This is a genomic window from Streptomyces sp. NWU339, assembly GCF_003143855.1.
Taxonomy (GTDB): Bacteria; Actinomycetota; Actinomycetes; order Streptomycetales; family Streptomycetaceae; genus Streptomyces.
This window is the reverse complement of sequence record NZ_QFRK01000010.1, coordinates 234,121-250,902: the sequence shown is the minus strand read 5'-3', so window position 1 is coordinate 250,902 and position 16,782 is coordinate 234,121. Positions and strand designations below refer to the sequence as shown.

Annotated in this window: 17 protein-coding genes; 7 read left to right on the top strand and 10 right to left on the bottom strand. The window is 72.6% G+C overall.

Translation table 11 applies throughout. The features are described from left to right. Positions 1-29 precede the first annotated feature (29 nt). From DIZ27_RS15485 to DIZ27_RS15455, 8 genes are all read right to left on the bottom strand, one after another. Positions 30-740 carry a phosphoadenylyl-sulfate reductase gene (locus DIZ27_RS15485; protein ID WP_109378975.1) on the bottom strand — a complete coding sequence of 237 codons (711 nt, stop codon included), beginning with the start codon at positions 738-740 and terminating at the stop codon, positions 30-32. Then, positions 737-916, bottom strand: a complete 180-nt coding sequence (locus tag DIZ27_RS15480; protein ID WP_109378974.1) for a hypothetical protein — start codon at positions 914-916, stop codon at positions 737-739. The genes DIZ27_RS15485 and DIZ27_RS15480 overlap by 4 nt, the downstream gene beginning before the upstream one ends. Next, on the bottom strand, positions 913-2,610 hold the full coding sequence (locus tag DIZ27_RS15475) for a nitrite/sulfite reductase (RefSeq protein WP_109378973.1): 1,698 nt from the start codon (positions 2,608-2,610) through the stop codon (positions 913-915). The genes DIZ27_RS15480 and DIZ27_RS15475 overlap by 4 nt, the downstream gene beginning before the upstream one ends. A 152-nt stretch (positions 2,611-2,762) precedes the next feature. After that, a complete protein-coding gene (locus tag DIZ27_RS48755; RefSeq protein ID WP_310887545.1) occupies positions 2,763-2,846 on the bottom strand; it encodes a putative leader peptide in 84 nt (27 codons plus the stop codon). A 194-nt stretch (positions 2,847-3,040) separates the two neighbouring features. Then, complete coding sequence (locus DIZ27_RS15470; protein WP_109378972.1) at positions 3,041-3,613, bottom strand: GNAT family N-acetyltransferase; 573 nt, start codon at positions 3,611-3,613, stop codon at positions 3,041-3,043. Positions 3,614-3,702: 89 nt separating this feature from the next. Beyond that, positions 3,703-5,034, bottom strand: a complete 1,332-nt coding sequence (locus tag DIZ27_RS15465; protein ID WP_109378971.1) for a hypothetical protein — start codon at positions 5,032-5,034, stop codon at positions 3,703-3,705. Positions 5,035-5,254: 220 nt separating this feature from the next. Next, positions 5,255-6,538 carry a helix-turn-helix domain-containing protein gene (locus tag DIZ27_RS15460; RefSeq protein WP_109378970.1) on the bottom strand — a complete coding sequence of 428 codons (1,284 nt, stop codon included), beginning with the start codon at positions 6,536-6,538 and terminating at the stop codon, positions 5,255-5,257. Between the two features lie 276 nt (positions 6,539-6,814). After that, positions 6,815-8,452 (bottom strand): acyl-CoA dehydrogenase family protein, encoded by a 1,638-nt coding sequence (locus tag DIZ27_RS15455; protein WP_109378969.1) that lies wholly within the window; start codon positions 8,450-8,452, stop codon positions 6,815-6,817. A 90-nt stretch (positions 8,453-8,542) separates the two neighbouring features. Here DIZ27_RS15455 and DIZ27_RS15450 point away from each other — a divergent pair, with 90 nt between their 5' ends. The 6 genes from DIZ27_RS15450 (at position 8,543) to DIZ27_RS15425 (ending at position 15,299) form a co-directional block, all read left to right on the top strand. Then, positions 8,543-9,706: a YihY/virulence factor BrkB family protein gene (locus DIZ27_RS15450; RefSeq protein WP_109378968.1), complete on the top strand. Its 1,164-nt coding sequence runs from the start codon at positions 8,543-8,545 to the stop codon at positions 9,704-9,706. Between the two features lie 136 nt (positions 9,707-9,842). Beyond that, positions 9,843-10,898: an iron ABC transporter substrate-binding protein gene (locus DIZ27_RS15445; protein ID WP_109378967.1), complete on the top strand. Its 1,056-nt coding sequence runs from the start codon at positions 9,843-9,845 to the stop codon at positions 10,896-10,898. 5 nt (positions 10,899-10,903) lie between these two features. Further along, on the top strand, positions 10,904-12,511 hold the full coding sequence (locus DIZ27_RS15440) for an iron ABC transporter permease (RefSeq protein WP_109378966.1): 1,608 nt from the start codon (positions 10,904-10,906) through the stop codon (positions 12,509-12,511). Next, on the top strand, positions 12,508-13,599 hold the full coding sequence (locus tag DIZ27_RS15435) for an ABC transporter ATP-binding protein (RefSeq protein WP_109378965.1): 1,092 nt from the start codon (positions 12,508-12,510) through the stop codon (positions 13,597-13,599). Before DIZ27_RS15440 ends, DIZ27_RS15435 begins: the two co-directional genes overlap by 4 nt. Positions 13,600-13,660: 61 nt before the next feature. Next, positions 13,661-14,596 carry an AraC family transcriptional regulator gene (locus tag DIZ27_RS15430; protein ID WP_109378964.1) on the top strand — a complete coding sequence of 312 codons (936 nt, stop codon included), beginning with the start codon at positions 13,661-13,663 and terminating at the stop codon, positions 14,594-14,596. Between the two features lie 10 nt (positions 14,597-14,606). After that, positions 14,607-15,299: a helix-turn-helix transcriptional regulator gene (locus DIZ27_RS15425; RefSeq protein WP_109379014.1), complete on the top strand. Its 693-nt coding sequence runs from the start codon at positions 14,607-14,609 to the stop codon at positions 15,297-15,299. Here DIZ27_RS15425 and DIZ27_RS15420 read toward each other — a convergent pair. Next, a complete protein-coding gene (locus DIZ27_RS15420; RefSeq protein ID WP_109378963.1) occupies positions 15,279-15,683 on the bottom strand; it encodes a VOC family protein in 405 nt (134 codons plus the stop codon). The two genes, DIZ27_RS15425 and DIZ27_RS15420, sit on opposite strands and share 21 nt — an antisense overlap. Positions 15,684-15,760: 77 nt before the next feature. Beyond that, positions 15,761-16,159, bottom strand: coding sequence for a helix-turn-helix domain-containing protein (locus DIZ27_RS15415; RefSeq protein ID WP_109378962.1), 399 nt, complete (start codon positions 16,157-16,159; stop codon positions 15,761-15,763). 113 nt (positions 16,160-16,272) lie between these two features. Between DIZ27_RS15415 and DIZ27_RS15410 the strand changes: the two genes are divergently transcribed. Continuing rightward, positions 16,273-16,680, top strand: coding sequence for a RidA family protein (locus tag DIZ27_RS15410; RefSeq protein ID WP_109378961.1), 408 nt, complete (start codon positions 16,273-16,275; stop codon positions 16,678-16,680). Positions 16,681-16,782 lie beyond the last annotated feature (102 nt).

Below are 16,782 nucleotides of genomic sequence, written 5' to 3'. Positions count from 1 at the left end.
CGCTGGAGGCGCTGAGGACGCGGTCATGGTCAGCCGTGCAGTCCGCACTCGGTCTTGGCGCGGCCCGCCCAGCGTCCGGCGCGGGCGTCCTCGCCCTCCAGCACGCGGCGGGTGCAGGGGGCGCAGCCCACCGAGGCGTAACCGTCCGTCAGCAGCGGGTTGGTGAGCACGCCGTGCTCGGCGACGTAGGCGTCCACATCGTCCTGGGTCCAGCGGGCGATGGGGGAGATCTTGACCTTCTGCCGCTTCTCGTCCCAGCCGACGACCGGGGTGTCCGCCCGGGACGGGGACTCGTCTCGGCGCAGCCCGGTCGCCCAGGACAGGTAGTCCCGCAGGCCCTCCTCCAGCGGACGCACCTTGCGCAGCGCGCAGCACAGGTCGGGGTTGCGGTCGTGCAGCTTCGGCCCGTACGCGGCGTCCTGCTCCGCGACCGTCTGCCGCGGGGTGAGCGTGATGACGTTGACGTCCATCACGGCCGCCACCGCGTCCCGGGTGCCGATGGTCTCCTCGAAGTGGTAGCCGGTGTCGAGGAACACCACGTCGACGCCGGGCAGGGCGCGGGAGGCGAGGTGGGCGACCACCGCGTCCTCCATCGAGGAGGTCACGCAGAACCGCGGGCCGAAGGTCTCGGCGGCCCACGTCAGGATCTCCAGCGCGGAGGCGTCCTCCAGGTCGCGGCCCGCCTGCTCGGCCAGCGCCCTCAAGTAGTCGGTGGAGCGCTCTTCCTGAACCGCCGTCATATCCGGTCCCCTCCCGTGTCGGGTCGCTCGAGTCCGCGGGCGAGCAGCCCGAGGAACTTCAGCCGAAAGCCCCGATTGCACGCCCCGCACTCCCAGGCCCCCGGCCCTTCCTCGCCGGGACGCAGGTCCTCGTCACCGCAGTAGGGGCAGTAGAAGGGCGCGGCCCGCTCACTCACGACAGGGCCTCCGCATCGGCACGGGCCGCCCAGGTGGCGAACCGTTCGCCTTCCTCGCGCTCCGCCTGGAAGCGCTTCAGCACCCGCTCGATGTAGTCCGGCAGCTCGTCCGAGGTGACCTTCAGACCGCGCACCTTGCGGCCGAACGCGGGGTCCAGGCCGAGGGCGCCGCCCAGGTGCACCTGGTAGCCGCTGACCTGCCGGCCCTCGGCGTCGGTGACCAGCTGCCCCTTGAGACCGATGTCCGCGGTCTGGATACGGGCGCAGGCGTTCGGGCAGCCGTTGATGTTGATGGTGAGCGGCTCGCCGAAGTCGGGCAGTCGGCGCTCCAGCTCGTCGATGAGCTCGCTGCCGCGCTCCTTGGTCTCCACGATGGCGAGCTTGCAGAACTCGATGCCCGTGCAGGCCATCGTGCCGCGCCGGAAGGGCGACGGCTTGACCCGCAGGTCCAGCGACTCCAGGGCGTCCACGAGCGAGTCCACCCGGTCCTGCGGCACGTCCAGGACGATCATCTTCTGCTCGGCCGTGGTGGAGACCCGCCCCGAGCCGTGCTCCTCGGCCAGCGCGGCGACCTTGGTGAGCAGCGAACCGTCCATCCGGCCCACCCGCGGCGCGAAGCCGACGTAGAACCGGCCGTCCTTCTGGCGGTGCACCCCGATGTGGTCGCGCCACTGCTGCGCGGGCATCTCGGGCGCCGGACCGTCGATCAGCCTGCGGCCCAGGTAGTCGTCCTCCAGCACCTGACGAAACTTCTCCGCGCCCCAGTCGGCGACCAGGAACTTCAGCCGCGCCCGGTTGCGCAGCCGCCGGTAGCCGTGGTCGCGGAAGATGGAGATGACGCCCTCCCACACGTCGGGCACGTCCGCCTCGGGCACCCAGGTCCCCAGCCGCACCCCGAACTTGGGGTTGGTCGACAGACCGCCGCCGACCCACAGGTCGAAGCCCGGACCGTGCTCGGGGTGGACCACGCCGACGAAGGACACGTCGTTGATCTCGTGGGCGACGTCCAGCAGCGGGGAGCCGGAGACGGCCGTCTTGAACTTGCGCGGCAGGTTGGAGAAGCGCGGGTCGCCGATGTAGCGGCGGGCGATCTCGTCCAGCGCCGCCGAGCCGTCGATGATCTCGTCCTCGGCGACACCGGCGACGGGGGAGCCGAGCATGCCGCGCGGGGTGTCGCCGCACGCCTCCGTGGTGGACAGGCCGACCGCCTCGAGCCGCTCCCAGATCGCGGGCACGTCCTCGATGCGGATCCAGTGGTACTGGATGTTCTGCCGGTCGGTGATGTCGGCGGTGCCGCGGGCGTAGGTCTCGGCGATCTCACCGATCACGCGCAGCTGCTCCGTGGTGAGCCGTCCGCCGGTGATGCGGACCCGCATCATGAAGTACTGGTCCTCGAGCTCCTCGGGCTCCAGCACGCCGGTACGGCCGCCGTCGATCCCGGGGCGGCGCTGCGTGTACAGGCCCCACCAGCGCAGGCGGCCGCGCAGGTCGTTGGGGTCGATCGAGTCGAAGCCCCGCTTGGAGTAGATCGTCTCAACACGTGTCCGAACGTTGAGACCGTCGTCGTCCTTCTTGAACTGCTCGTTGCCGTTGAGCGGAGTGAAGTGCCCCGCGGCCCACTGCCCCTCTCCGCGGTGACGGCTCACCTTGCGGCGGGGGGTCGCGGCGGCAGGATTCTGCGGGCTGGCGGCCATGGCTGATACGTCCTTCGGGACAGGCGGGAGACGGCTCTGACCTGCGCATGACGACACAGGCGCAAGTGCGCGTCATTACGCGGGAGTTCAGTCGAGGAGAAGCGGGGTGGAACGGAGCGGAGAAGGGCTGTCGGGTACTGCTGAACGTGCTCTCAGCGCGCCGGACAGATGGCGCTGGACATACGGCCGAGGTCGACGTGACGCCGACTCACCAAGGCGATTCCCGTTCCAGGCATGACGGAAGCGTGGCACGGAGATCTGGACACAGTCCAGCTTCATCCATGATGCGGACGCCCCGGTCTCGGAATGAGAGATGCGGGTGTTCTTTGTCCCAGGAGGCCCGGGCGCTCTCGCCCACGCGGTCCGAGCGGGGTGGGCGGCGCCGCCCGGGTGGGGCGGGCGCGCCGTCGAGGAGGGGTGAACGTGCTGCTCAGGAGGGGTGGGCTCCCGGCCAGGGGCCCGGTGTGGCGACCTCGGGCTCTTCCTCGACCCTGGTGTCGAACAGCCTGAAGCCCCGGCGCCGGTAGTTGTCCATGGCGTACTCGCCGTCCTTGCTGCACGTGTGCAGCCAGACCCGCCTGGTCGGCTTCAGTCCGGGCCAGCGCTCCGCGAGGTCCCAGGCCCGCGCGACACCGTACGACAGCAGGTGCCCGCCGATGCGCCGGCCCCGGAAGGCGGAGATCAGCCCGAAGTAGACGATCTCCACGACCCCGTCGTCCTGCGCCTCCAGTTCCACGTACCCCGCGGGCGTCCCCCGGTCGTAGGCCACCCAGGTCTCCACGCCGGGCCGGTCCAGGTGCTCCAGCCACTGCGCGTACGTCCACCCCAGCCGGTCGGTCCAGCGGATGTCACCGCCGACCGAGGCGTACAGGAAACGGCTGAACTCGGGGGAGGGCACCTCGGAACGGGCGATCCGCACATCCCCCTCGGGCACGGCGGCCGGCAGGAGATCGGTGGGCGCGGTCTGCTCCAGGGACCAGGTGGTCACGGCGATGGTCGTCATGCCGGAAAGGGAACCATCCGGCACGGACATCTGTCGAACGCCTGACGGACGAGGTGGAGGGGCCCAAAGGAGGGCGGTTCGGACAGGCTCTAGTCCAGGGAGTGGTCGACGGAGTCCAGGGGCAGTGCGAAGAGCATGCGGCCGGACTGGGACCACACCTCGCCGGTCTCCTGCCAGTAGGAGAGGGACGCCGCCGGCCCGCTCCAGCAGCGGTGCGTCTCGTCCGCCCCGCACCGGGTGGGCCGCGCCCCCTTCCCGTCCTGCCGCCACAGCGTCCCGCGCTCCTCCGGCGTCCCGGTCATCCGGCCCAGGTACCAGCCCGATCCGTACGACAGCACGCTGCGCACATCCGTCAGCTCCGTCTCGTACGCCGCGACCACGTCGGCCTGCCCCACCGAGTCCGTGGCCAGCAGCCCCGCGCGGGAACGGTCGTCGTCGAACGCGTACCGCCACAGCCGGGTCGGCCCGTCGTGCTCCTTCGGCACCGCCTCGTGCGCGACCAGGCTGTCCGGCGCCGTGCTGCGGTCCAGCGAGATACCGCCCGGTTGCGGGGCGTTCACGTCGGCCGTCCGGTACGAGGCGACGGCCGGCAGTACGTACCGCGCCCCGGCCGCCGACCAGCCGCCGGGCACCCGCCCGACCGTCGTGCCGTCCACGGTGGCCCGCTGGACGCGGCCCACGTCGTACACGTACAGCGCGCTGCCGTCCCCCCGGCCGGCGGTGACCAGCAGCTTGTCCTGGTACCAGACCATGCCGGACACGGGGGAGACCAGCCCCCGGTAGTCGCGGCCGCCGTCCACCGGGACGGCGAGCTGCGCCCAGGTGTAGCGGAGGTCGTCGGGGTCGCCGGCATCGATGAACGCGACGCGCGCGAGACCCTGACCCGGGCCGGTGCCCGCGGTCGCGGGGCCCTCCGCCGGGGTGCCGTCCGCCGCGGTGCCGCCCTGGCTCCAGCCGGAGAGCACCACACGGCTCGGCCCCCAGTGGCCGTCGTCGTCGGCGTCCCCGGACGTGGTGACGGCGCCGGAACGCCAGCCCTCGACGTCGGCGCCGTCCCAGCAGTACGCGCGCGTGGCGGCCGGTTCGACGGGCAGCGCCCATCTGTCGTCCTCCGGACAGGCCGCCGCGTCCCGCAGGGAACCGTCGGTGTCGTCGAGCACGGCCCGGACGCCGACGGGCCGGCCCATCTCCGCGGAGAGCCGGTCGAGCCACTCCGGGGGCACACTGCCCTCGGTCAGCCGCAGCGGCGCGGTCTCGGCGGACGCGGTCAGCGGCTTCAGCGCCCCGGGGTCGTCGGCATCGGTGGCCTGCGAGGTGCTGATCATGGTGGCCGCCGCGGTGAGCGCGAGCGCGGTCCCGGCCAGTGTCGCCCGCAGCGCCCTGCCCCGTCTGCGACGGCGATGTCTGCCGCGATGCTTCATAACGTCCTCCCGAGGCAAGCCAACTGCGTCCGGTGGTCCGACCGTTGACCGTGGAACAGGTGGGGTGGCCCGTAGGGGGATGCTACGGCAGGGGGACCCGCCGAGGGACGAAGACCCTGCAAATATGCGGAACACGTGACCCCGACGGCCCGGACACGCCTCAGAGCCGCCTCCCCCGGGACGGGGTGACGGACCGGTAACACCACCGCGGGCTCAGGGCTCACGGCTCCGGGTGCCGACGGCCGCCCAGCGCCGGAGCCGTCGAGTGCGGGAGGAGGTCACGCGGGTCGTCCGGGAGGAGGACGTCCACCTCGGCGTCCTCCACGAACCGGTACGGGCGGTGTTCCAGCAGACCGCCGAGATAACGCCGTATCCGGGACATCTCCGCGCGCACCGTCACCGTACGGGCCGGATCCCCGAACACGTCCTCGGCCAGATCCGCGGCGCTGCGGCCGACCCGCCGCACGGCCAGCAGATACAGCAGTTCGGCGTGGCGGGGGCTCAGCCTCCGGGACCAGGAGCCCGCCCCGCCGGACACCTCCACCGACCCGCCGCGCGGTCCCCGGAGATCCAGCACGATCCGGCTCGCCGCGCGGGTCACCGGCTCGTCCGCCACCCGCACCAGCCAGCCCCCGGCCAGCGGCTCCAGCGAGCACCGGCCCAGCGCCGGCAACCACCGCGTCCCGGCCGACACCGGCCCGGGCAGTGTCAGCCGGCTCTCGTACGGCATCCCGGTCACCGCGGCCGTCCACCCGTGCCGGTCCACCACCATGGCCCGCCCCTCCACCCGGGCCAGTACCGGCGCCGCCACCGCCCGCAGCCGCTCCAGCGACAGCAGATGGTGCTCCCGCAGCCGGGCCTCGGCGAGCTTGGCCACCGCCTCGACCCAGGCCAGCGTGGCCGGATGCATCGTCTCCAGCGGCCCGCTCACATCCACCACACCGATCAGCCGCCCGTCCCGGGGATCGGTCAGGGGAGCCCCCGCACACGTCCAGGAGGCCTGCGACCGGGCGAAATGCTCGGCGGCGGAGACCTGCACCGGCCGCCCGGCCACCGCGGGGGTGCCCACACCGTTGGTGCCGACGACGTCCTCACGCCAGTCCGCGCCCACCGCGAAACCGATGCCGTCCGCCTTGCGCAGCACCGCCGTACTGCCCTCCCGCCACAGCACCCGGCCGTCCGCGTCGGCCACCACCATGATGTGGCGGGCGACGTCCGTGAACGGCAGCAGCCCTTCCCGCATCACCGGCAGCACATGCCGCAGCGCCGAACTCTCCCGCCGCCGCTGCACCTCCGCGCGGGACAGCAGCCCGGCCCGGACGTCGTGCTCCGGGTCGACGCCGCTGCGCAGCATCCGCTCCCAGGACTGGGCGATCACCGGGCGGGGCGCCATGGGCGCGCGCCGCCCGGCGAGCGTCGCGCTGCGGACCTCGTTCAGCATCCGGGCCGTACGCGTCGTGTCGACACCGGTCAGCTGCGTCACGTCCGTCGGCGAGAGCGCCACTGGTCCTCCCGGGCAAGGGCTCGGAGGGCAGCCGCGCCCACGGCCCGCGGCCGCGCCCCCGAGATCCGTTCTGGCTGTCGGTCCCATAGTGCCGTGTGCCCCCGGCGAGGGCGGTCAGTACCGGCACGGACAGCAGCAAGTTGCAACCCTCTGCAACCCTGGTGGAGCGCCCCGCACTGTTTGAAACTTGAGCGACGCCGTCCCGAGCGGCGTCCACGGCTCCACGGGGCCTGTGCGGCGGGGGTGGTGCCGTGTCGGCGCAGCACCACCCCCGCGTCACGCCGGCTCCGGCCGGGCCCGTGCCACGACCGCCGCGAGGTCGAGGGTGTGCGGCAGCGTCCCGAACGACGCGCCCCCGTCACCGCCCAGCCGGGCCGCGCAGAACGCGTCGGCGACCTGCGGCGGCGCGTACCGCACCAGCAGCGAGCCCTGGAGCACCAGCGCGAGCCGCTCCACCAGCCGTCGCGCCCGCCCCTCGACACCCTCCAGATCGGCCAGCTCGGTCAGCAGGCCCCTGATCGCGCCGTCCAGCCGGTGATCGGCCCCGCGCGCCTGACCGACCTCCCGCAGATACGCGTCCAGCGCCCCCGGCTCCCGGCGCAGCGCCCGCAGCACGTCCAGCGCCTGGACGTTGCCCGCGCCCTCCCACACCGAGTTCAGCGGCGACTCGCGCACCAGCCGGGGCATCCCCGACTCCTCCACGTACCCGTTGCCGCCCAGGCACTCCGCCGCCTCCACGACGAGGGGCGCACACCGCTTGGTCACCCAGTACTTGGCCGCCGGCACCGCGATCCGCAGCAGCGCCCGCTCCTGCTCTCCCCCGTCGTCACAGGCCGCGGCCAGCCGCAGCGCCAGCGTGGTGGCCGCCTCCGACTCCAGGGCGAGATCGGCCAGCACGTTGCGCATCAGCGGCTTGTCGACCAGCTTCCCGCCGAACGCCTCCCGGTACGCGCAGTGGTGCACGGCCTGCGCGACGGCCTGCCGCATCAGCCCGGCCGAGCCCAGTACGCAGTCCAGCCGGGTCGCCGCCACCATCCCGATGACGGTGTGCACCCCGCGCCCCTCGTCCCCGACCCGCCGCGCCCAGGTCCCCGCGAACTCGACCTCGGCGGACGCGTTGGACCGGTTGCCCAGTTTGTCCTTGAGCCGCTGGAGGAGGAACACGTTGCGCGAGCCGTCCGCGAGCACGCGCGGCACCAGGAAACACGTGAGTCCACCGGGCGCCTGCGCCAGCACCAGGAACGCGTCCGACATGGGCGCCGAGCAGAACCACTTGTGCCCGGTCAGCTCGTACGCGCCGTCCTCGGCCAGCGGCCGCGCGGACGTCGTGTTCGCGCGGACGTCGCTGCCGCCCTGCTTCTCCGTCATGGCCATCCCGAAGAGCACGCCGGCCTTCTCGTGGGCCGGCCGCAGGCCCCGGTCGTACACCGGCGACGTCAGCCGCGGCTCCCACTCGGCGGCCAGCGCCGGGTCCGCGCGCAGGGCGGGCACGGCCGCGTGCGTCATCGACAGCGGGCAGCAGGTGCCGGCCGCGACCTGCGTCCACACCACGAACGCCGCCGCCCGCCGCACGTGCCCGCCCGGCTGCCCCCACGCGCCCGTCAGCCCCGCCGAGACCCCCTTGCCGAGCAGCCGGTGCCACGCCGGATGGAAGTCGACCTCGTCGATCCGGTGCCCGTACCGGTCGTGGCTGCGCAGCCGCGGCGGGTTCTCGTCGGCGAGCACCCCCCACTCCTGCACCTGCGCGGAACCGGAGGTCCGGCCGAGTCCCGACAGTTCGGACCGGCCCTCGTCCAGCACCGCCGGGTCCAGATGCCGCTCGACCGCCTCCGTCAGCGCCCGGTCGGCGGCGAACACGTCGTACTGCGTCAGCGGCGGTGCCTGGTTGGTCACGGTGTGGGTGCTGCCTGCCATGACGACGAACCTACCCGCCACCCCAGCCCCCCGTCTCACCTCGTGACCCTTCGGGTGAGGACGGCCGGGCACGGCGGATACCTTTGGGTCGTGCAGCCAGCAAGCGAATCCCCCGACGCGCCCTCCGGTCGACTTCACAGGGCCCGCGCCCTGTATCGCAATGTCTCCAAACGCAAGACCGTCTGGCTGCTGCTCAAGGACACCGTCAACTCCTGCATGGAGTACCGCATCCTGGGCCTGGCCGCCGAGGCGGCCTTCTTCACCCTGCTGTCGGTGCCCCCGCTGCTGCTCAGCATCATCGGTCTGCTCGGCTACGTCGACTCCTGGACCGGCGCCGACACCATCCAGAGCCTGCAGACCAACATCCTCGAAGCGTCCCGCGCCGTGCTGTCCGACCGGGGAGTGAAGCAGATCGCCGAGCCGATCCTGCACGACGTCACGAAAGGCGGCAGACCCGACGTCATCTCCATCGGCTTCCTGTTCGCCGTGTGGTCGGGCTCCCGCGCGGTGAACGTCTTCATCGACACCATCACCGTGATGTACGGCCTCGACGGGGTGCGCGGCATCGTCAAGACCCGCCTGGTGGCCTTCCTGCTGTTCATCGCGGCCCTGCTGATCGGCTCGGTCGCACTGCCCCTGATGGTGGCGGGCCCGGACGCCGTCGTCCGCGTCGTCCCCTGGTCGGCGACGCTCGTGCAGATCCTGTACTGGCCGGTGGTGATCCTGTTGTCGGTCGCCTTCCTGACCACGCTCTACCACGTCTCCGTGCCCGTGCGGTCCCCGTGGATCGAGGACGTGCCCGGCGCCCTGGTCGCCCTCGCCATGTGGGTGCTCGGCAGCATCCTGCTGCGGATCTACCTGACCAACACCGTCGAGGGCCCCACCATCTACGGCTCCCTCGCGGCTCCCGTCGCCGTCCTGCTGTGGATCGGCGTGTCCGCCTTCGCCGTGCTCGTGGGGGCCGCGGTCAACGCCGCCATCGACCGGGTCTGGCCGGCCGCCGCGACGGCCGCCGCCCGCGAGGCCAACGAGCGGCTGCGGCAGGAACAGGTCGCCGAGTACGTCGCCCGCACCTCCGCCGCGGCCGCTACCGACGACGACGCCGACCCGGACATGCCGGCCGAGTTCCCCGAACGCTGGTCCCGCTTCCTGCCCCCCGAGGACGTCACGGCCCGCCTGCGCACCCACGTGAAGAACAGCCACCACCCGAGGAACGGAGAGGAGCAGACGGGACCGCCGGACGCCGAGAAGTGAGGCCGAACGTCCGGCGGCGACGAATCCCACCAGGACGCACCAGATCCCGGTTTGGTCACGGAGAACGGGACGGAGTTGCTTCTTAGGTAAGGCAAACCTTAAATGAGCCTGACCCTTACCTTGGAAAGGCCTTGTCATGAGACGTCCCTCCCTCCGCACGATCGGGGCCCTCGCCGCCTCAGCCCTGCTCGTCCCCCTGGCGACCGCCTGCGGTTCGGACGGCAAGGGAACAGGCTCCGGCACCGAAGCCGGGGGAAAGGACGAGGCAGGGACGCTCGTCGTCTACTCCGGCCGCAGTGAGGACCTCGTCGCGCCGCTCATCGAGAAGCTGGAGAAGACCACCGGCTCCAAGGTCGAGGTGCGCTACGGGGACAGTGCCGAACTCGCCGCCCAGCTTCTCGAGGAGGGCGACAGGACCGACGCGGACCTCTTCTTCTCGCAGGACGCCGGCGCACTCGGCGCCCTGGGCAAGGAGGGCCGTCTCGCGGCGCTGCCGCAGAAGTCCCTCGACAACGTCGACAAGGCGTTCCGCGCGGAGAACGGCGACTGGGTCGGTGTGTCGGGGCGGGTCCGCGTCATCGCCTACCACGGCGACAAGGTCGCCGAGGCACCGGACAGCGTGCACGAACTGACCGAGCCGGAATGGAAGGGGAAGGTCGGCTACGCGCCCACCAACGCCTCGTTCCAGGCGTTCGTCACCGGCATGCGGGTCCTCGAGGGCGACGACGCCACGCGCAAGTGGCTGAAGGACTTCCAGGCCAACGAACCTCAGGTGTACGAGAAGAACGGCGCGGTCCTCGACGCCGTCGACGACGGCAAGGCCGAACTCGGTCTGATCAATCACTACTACTGGTACGAGAAGGCCGCCGAGGTGGGCGCGGACAAGCTCAAGGCCAAGCTGCACTTCCCGACGAAGGGCGACCCGGGCGCACTCGTCAACGTCGCGGGCGTCGGGGTCATCAAGGGCAGCGACCGGAGCGCCGCCGCGCAGAAGGCCGTCGACTTCTTCCTGGGGAAGGAGGCGCAGACCTACTTCGCCGACGAGACCCACGAGTACCCGCTGGCCGCCGGAGTCACCGGCGAGGACGACCTTCCGCCGCTCGACTCCATCGACGCGCCGGAGATCGACCTGGGTCGGCTGGAGTCCCTCCAGGTGACGCTGGAGATGCTCCAGGAAGCCGGGATGGTCTGATCGGTATGAGAAGTTCGGGTACCCGAGGCCACCAGGCCCCGCCGGCACCCGCCCGTTCCGCCCCGGGCCCGGACGACGCCCCCGCACCGTCCAGGCCCGGGCGCGCCGGGCGCAGACCGCCGCTCCTCCTGCTGGCCCTGGCTTCGGCAGCCGCGGCCCTGGCCCTGCTCCCGCTGGTCTACCTGGCCGTACGGGCCGTGGAGCGAGGTCCCGAGTACGCGTGGAACGTCGTCGCGACCGACCGCACGCTGGAACTGCTCGCCCGGAGCGTCGGTCTGGCCGCCGTGGTGGTGACCGCCTGCCTCGTCCTGGGCATCTCCCTCGCCTGGCTGACCGTCCGCACCGCGCTGCCCGGCCGGCGCGCGTGGTCGGTGCTCGCCACGCTGCCGCTCGCCGTGCCCAGCTATGTCGCGGCCTTCGCTTGGATCTCGGCGCGCCCCGACCTCGCCGGGTTCAGCGGTGCCGCCTTCGCGCTCACCCTGGTCAGCTACCCGTACGTGTATCTGCCGGTGGCCGCCGCGCTGCGCGGTATCGACACCGCCCAGGAGGAAGCGTCGCGCGCCCTGGGGCACGGGCCCTGGAGCACGTTCCGTCGGGTCACCCTGCCGCAGCTCCGCCCGGCCGCGGCCGGTGGCGGGCTGCTCGTGGCGCTGTACGTCCTCTCCGACTTCGGGGCCGTGTCGATCATGCGGTACGAGACCTTCACCCGGGCCATCCACACGTCGTACAAGGCGAGTTTCGACCGTACGCCCGCAGCCGCCCTCAGTGTGGTGCTCGTCCTGATGACGGTGCTGCTGGTCGCCGCCGAGGCGCGCACCCGCGGCCGTGCGGGCCATGCCCGGACCGGCGGCGGCACGGCCAGGCCCGCACCCCCGATCCCGCTCGGCCGACTGAAGTGGCCCGCACTCGGCTGGTGCTCGGCCGTCGCCGCGGCCGGGGTCGCCTTCCCGGCCGGGACCCTCGGGTACTGGCTGGCGGTCGGCAACTCCCGTACCTGGGATCCGCGGGGACTGCTGGAGACCGGGGGGACCACACTGCTCGTGGCGGCCCTCGGCGCCGCGCTCACCACGTGTCTGGCCCTCCCCGTCGGCGTGCTCGCCGCCCGCCACCGGGGCCGCGCCGCGCATCTGCTGGAGCAGGCCGCGTACGCGGGCCATGCCGTGCCCGGGATCACCGTGGGCCTCGCGATGGTCTTCCTCGCGGTGCGGTTCGCCTATCCGCTGTACCAGGAGCTGCCCCTGCTCGTCGCCGCCTACGCGGTGCTGTTCCTGCCGGTCGCCGTGGGCGCCACCCGGGCAGCGGTCCTCCAGTCACCACCCGTGCTGGAGGACGTCGCCCGTTCCCTCGGGCGGGGTCCGCTGGGCGTCCTGCGTGAGGTCACGGTCCCGCTCGCCGCTCCCGGTATCGCCGCGGGCGCCGCCCTGACCTTCGTGGTCTGCATGAAGGAACTCCCGGCGACCCTGCTGCTTCGACCCACCGGTATGGACACCCTCGCGACCCGCCTGTGGACCGAGACCGGAACCGGCTCGTACGCCGCCGCCGCCCCGTACGCGGCCGTCCTCATCCTGATCGCCGCCGTTCCCTCGTACCTCCTTGGAAGGCACCGCACATGACCGACCTGCGGATCACCGGGCTCACCAAGTCCTACGGACCCGGCGCCCCCGTCCTGAACGGGATCGACCTCTCCGTCCCCGCAGGGCGGCTGGCCGCCGTCCTCGGGCCTTCGGGCTGCGGCAAGACAACCATGCTGCGCATCGTGGCCGGCTTTCTGCGGGCGGACGCGGGGACGGTCGAGATCGGCGGGCGGACCGTCACCGGACCCGGCACCCACCTGTCCCCGGAACGACGGCGCATCGGCATCGTGCCGCAGGAGGGCGCCTTGTTCCCGCACCTGAGCGTGGCGCGCAACGTCGCCTTCGGGCTGGCGGGCTCCTCCCCGGCCGAACGCCGTCGGCGCACCGGGGACATGCTCGACCTCGTGGGCCTGCCCGGCTACGGCGACCGGATGCCCCACGAACTCTCCGGCGGCCAGCAGCAACGCGTCTCGCTGGCGCGGGCGCTCGCCCCGGAACCCGCGATCGTCCTGCTCGACGAACCGTTCAACGCGCTCGACAGCGGACTGCGGGCAGGCGTACGGGCCGATGTGCGCGCGGCGCTCAGGTCCACCGGGGCGACGGGCGTCCTCATCACCCACGACCAGCAGGAGGCACTCTCCACGGCAGACCTCGTGGCGGTCGTCAGAGCGGGCAGGGTGGCTCAGTGCGGAACTCCCCAGGAGGTCTACCGCAGGCCGGAGGACCCCTGGGTGGCTGCTTTCGTCGGTGGCGTCGTCCTGCTTCCGGGCACCGGCAGGGGCACGACCGCGGACACCGCCCTGGGCCGCATCCCGTTGGAGACCCCGGTGGACGACGGTGCCGGAACGGTCGTGCTGCGCCCCGAACAGCTCACCCTCGGCGCACCGTCCGACCAGGCTCCCCACGGCACGGTGGCGGACGTCTCCTTCCACGGACCGGACACGCTGGTGACAGTGGCGGTGACCGGACTGGACTCACCGGTGCACGTCCGTGTCCCCGGGCCGGTCGCTCACCGCCCCGGCGATCCGGTGAGCCCGGCCGTCACCGGCACGGCCACCCTCCACCTCCCCCGGCGGGACGGCAACGAGTGCGTGGTGGGCGGGTACGGTCCCATGGCCACCGCCTGACCGGTGCGGGACGTCGAGCGGGCGCGCGGGGGCACGCCCGCCCCGCGCCTACGCTGGCCCCATGGACGCTCTCACCGGCCTGCTGGAAGGCCCCCGCGCCCGTGGGGCGTTCATGATCAGGGCGTGCTTCGACCCGCCCTGGTCGGTCCGGATCGAGGACCGCGCCCCGCTGACCGTGATGCTGCTCGTCCGCGGTGACGCCTGGATCGTGCCGGACCGCGGTGACCGGCTGCGGCTGCGCCCCGGCGACCTCGCCATCGCGCGCGGCCCCGACCCGTACACCTGCGCCGACGGCCCGGGCACCGCGCCGCAGGCGCTGATCCTGCCGGGCGGCGAGTGCCACCACCCCGACGGACGCCCCTTGAACGGTGTCATGGACCTCGGCGTCCGCACCTGGGGCGACCGGCCCGACGGCGAGACGGTCATGCTGATCGGCACCTACCGGATGCGGGGCGAGATCGGCGGCCGGCTCCTCGACGCGCTGCCGCCGCTGCTCTCCCTCACCGCCGACGACTGGCACTGCCCGCTCACCCCGCTCCTCACGGCGGAGATCGTGCGGGACGGGCCCGGCCAGGAGGTCGTCCTCGACCGGCTGCTCGACCTGCTGGTCATCGCCGCCCTGCGGGCCTGGTTCGCCCGTCCCGAGGCGGCGCCGCCCGCCTGGTACGAGGCGCTGGGCGACCCCGTCGTCGGCCCGGTGCTGCGCCTCCTCCAGGACGACCCCGCCCGCCCCTGGACGGTCGCCGCGCTCGCCGCGAAGGCCGGCGTCTCGCGTGCCGCGCTGGCCCGCCGCTTCACCGAACGCGTCGGCGAACCCCCGATGACGTACCTCACCGGCTGGCGCCTAGCCCTCGCCGCGGACCGCCTCCGCGACACCGGCGACACGATCGGCGCGATCGCCCGCCACGTCGGCTACGGCAGCGCCTTCGCGCTGTCGACCGCCTTCAAACGGGCGTACGGGGTCAGCCCGCAGGAATGGCGGATGAGGGCCGCGTAGCGTGGGTGAGGTGTACAGCGAGCGTGCGTCACGGCTGCCGGGCGCGGTCGTGTGGACCAACACCCCGACCGGCACCGGAGCGGGCCGGGTACTGCCCGACGGCTGCATGGACCTGCTCTGGCACGACGGACGCCTGCTGGTCGCGGGTCCCGACACCCGCGCCCACCTCACCGAGGGCGACGCGACCCGCCCCTGGGCGGGCATCCGCTTCCACCCCGGCACCGCCCCCGCCCTGCTGGGCGTCCCCGCGCACGAACTGCGCGACCGGCGCCCCGACCTGGCGGACCTGTGGCCGGCGGCGCAGGTACGCCGCCTGACCGCCCGGGTGAACGCCGCGGCCGACCCGGCACGCGGCCTGGAGGACCTGGCCCTGCGACGGGCCGCCGAGGCCGCTCCGCCCGACCCGGCGCTGCTGCGGGTCGTGGCCGCCCTGGACGCGGGCCGCCCGGTCGCCATGGCCGCCGACGAACTCGGCCTGAGCTCCCGCCAGTTGCACCGCCGATCGCTCACCGCGTTCGGCTACGGCCCCAAGACCCTGGCCCGCATCCTCCGCCTCCACCGAGCCCTCGCCCTGGCCCGCACGGGCGCCCCGTTCGCGGAAACCGCCACCCGCACCGGCTACGCCGACCAGGCCCACCTCTCCCGCGACGTAAGAGACTTGACGGGCCTGCCCCTGAGCGAGCTACTGGCCGTCCGCCGCTAGCGGAGCGAACAGGTCGACTCCGTTGCCGTCCGGGTCGAGTACCACGGCGTACCGCTGCCCCCACACGGCGTCCCACGGCTTCAGCTCGCTGCCGCACCCGCTCGCGACCAACTCCTCGTACAGCGCGTCCACTTCCTCCGGACTGTCGCAGCGCAGCGCGAGGGAGGCCCGCCCTCCGCCCGAAGGCGGCTCCCACCCGGTGTGGAACGACCGGACCACCCCCTCGGTGTCCAGCAGCAACCGCAGCCCGCCCGGCAACTCGGCCTCGGCGTGCCCCTGTTCCTCGGCCCCCTCGGGGAACGCGAACCCGAGCCGCCGATAGAAGGCGACGGAGGCGCCCATGTCGGAGACGACCAACCCGATGGCATCAAATCGTGCACTCATGGAGCCACCGTAGGCACGCCCCGGCCCCCGGTCTTGAAGGAATCGGACACGGCCGGTACGGCGACCCGTTCGGCCGGTCAGCCGGAAGCCGCGGGTCCGGACCCGAAGCGGCTGCGGGACGCCTCGATGTCGCCGAGGTAGCGGTGCGTCCAGTCGCACATGGAGTCGACCGTCACTCGCAGGGCCGCGCCCGGTTCGGTGAGCGTGTACTCGACCCGCGGCGGCACCGTCGGATGCACATGCCGCTCGACCAGGCCGTTGCGCTCCATCATGCGCAGGTTCTGGGTGAGCATCTTGTGGCTGATGCCGTCGATCTCCTTGCGCAGTTCCCCGAAGCGCAACGTGCCCTCACCGAGCGCCTCGATGATCAGCAGCGCCCACTTGTTGGCGATGTCCGAGAAGATCTCCCGGGCCAGCGAGTCCGCGCGCGTGAGATCCGCGTCCTCGGGTGAGCCCCTGAACTGTTTGGTCACCATGAGGTTCCCCAGTCACTGAAAAGTGCGTTCTTCCATGTCGACGTCCACTCTCTTACGGTTCCCAAGTAACTACAAGAGAGCACGAGTGCTCATGACGCAAGGAGGCGGGCACCATGGCCGTCACGCTGCTGAACCCGACTGGACTGCCGGAGATCGACGCCTACCGACAGGTGGCGGTCGCGAGCGGATCCAGGACGGTCTTCCTCGCCGGGCAGGTCGCCTGGGACGCCGACGGCGTCACGGTGGGGGAGGGCGACCTTGCCGCGCAGGTCGAGCAGTGCTATCTCAACGTCGCCACCGGGCTGGCCGGCGTCGGCGCCACCTTCGACGACGTGGTGAAGCTGACCGTGTACATCGTCGATTGGAGCCCTGACAAGTTCCCCCTGTTCATGGAGGGCGTGTCGCGGGCGGCCGAGAAGCTGGGCGGCATCCCGGTCCCGCCGGGGACGCTGCTGGGGGTCGCCGCGCTGGACGTGCCGGAGCACCTGGTGGAGGTGGAGGCGATCGCGGTGCTGGACTGAGGTGGGCGGGGCGGGGCGGGGTCCGGAGCCGCGGGGATGACCGCCGGGACGGCGCAGGAATACCGATGAGCAGCCCGGTGCTCTGGTGATACCAGAGGCGCT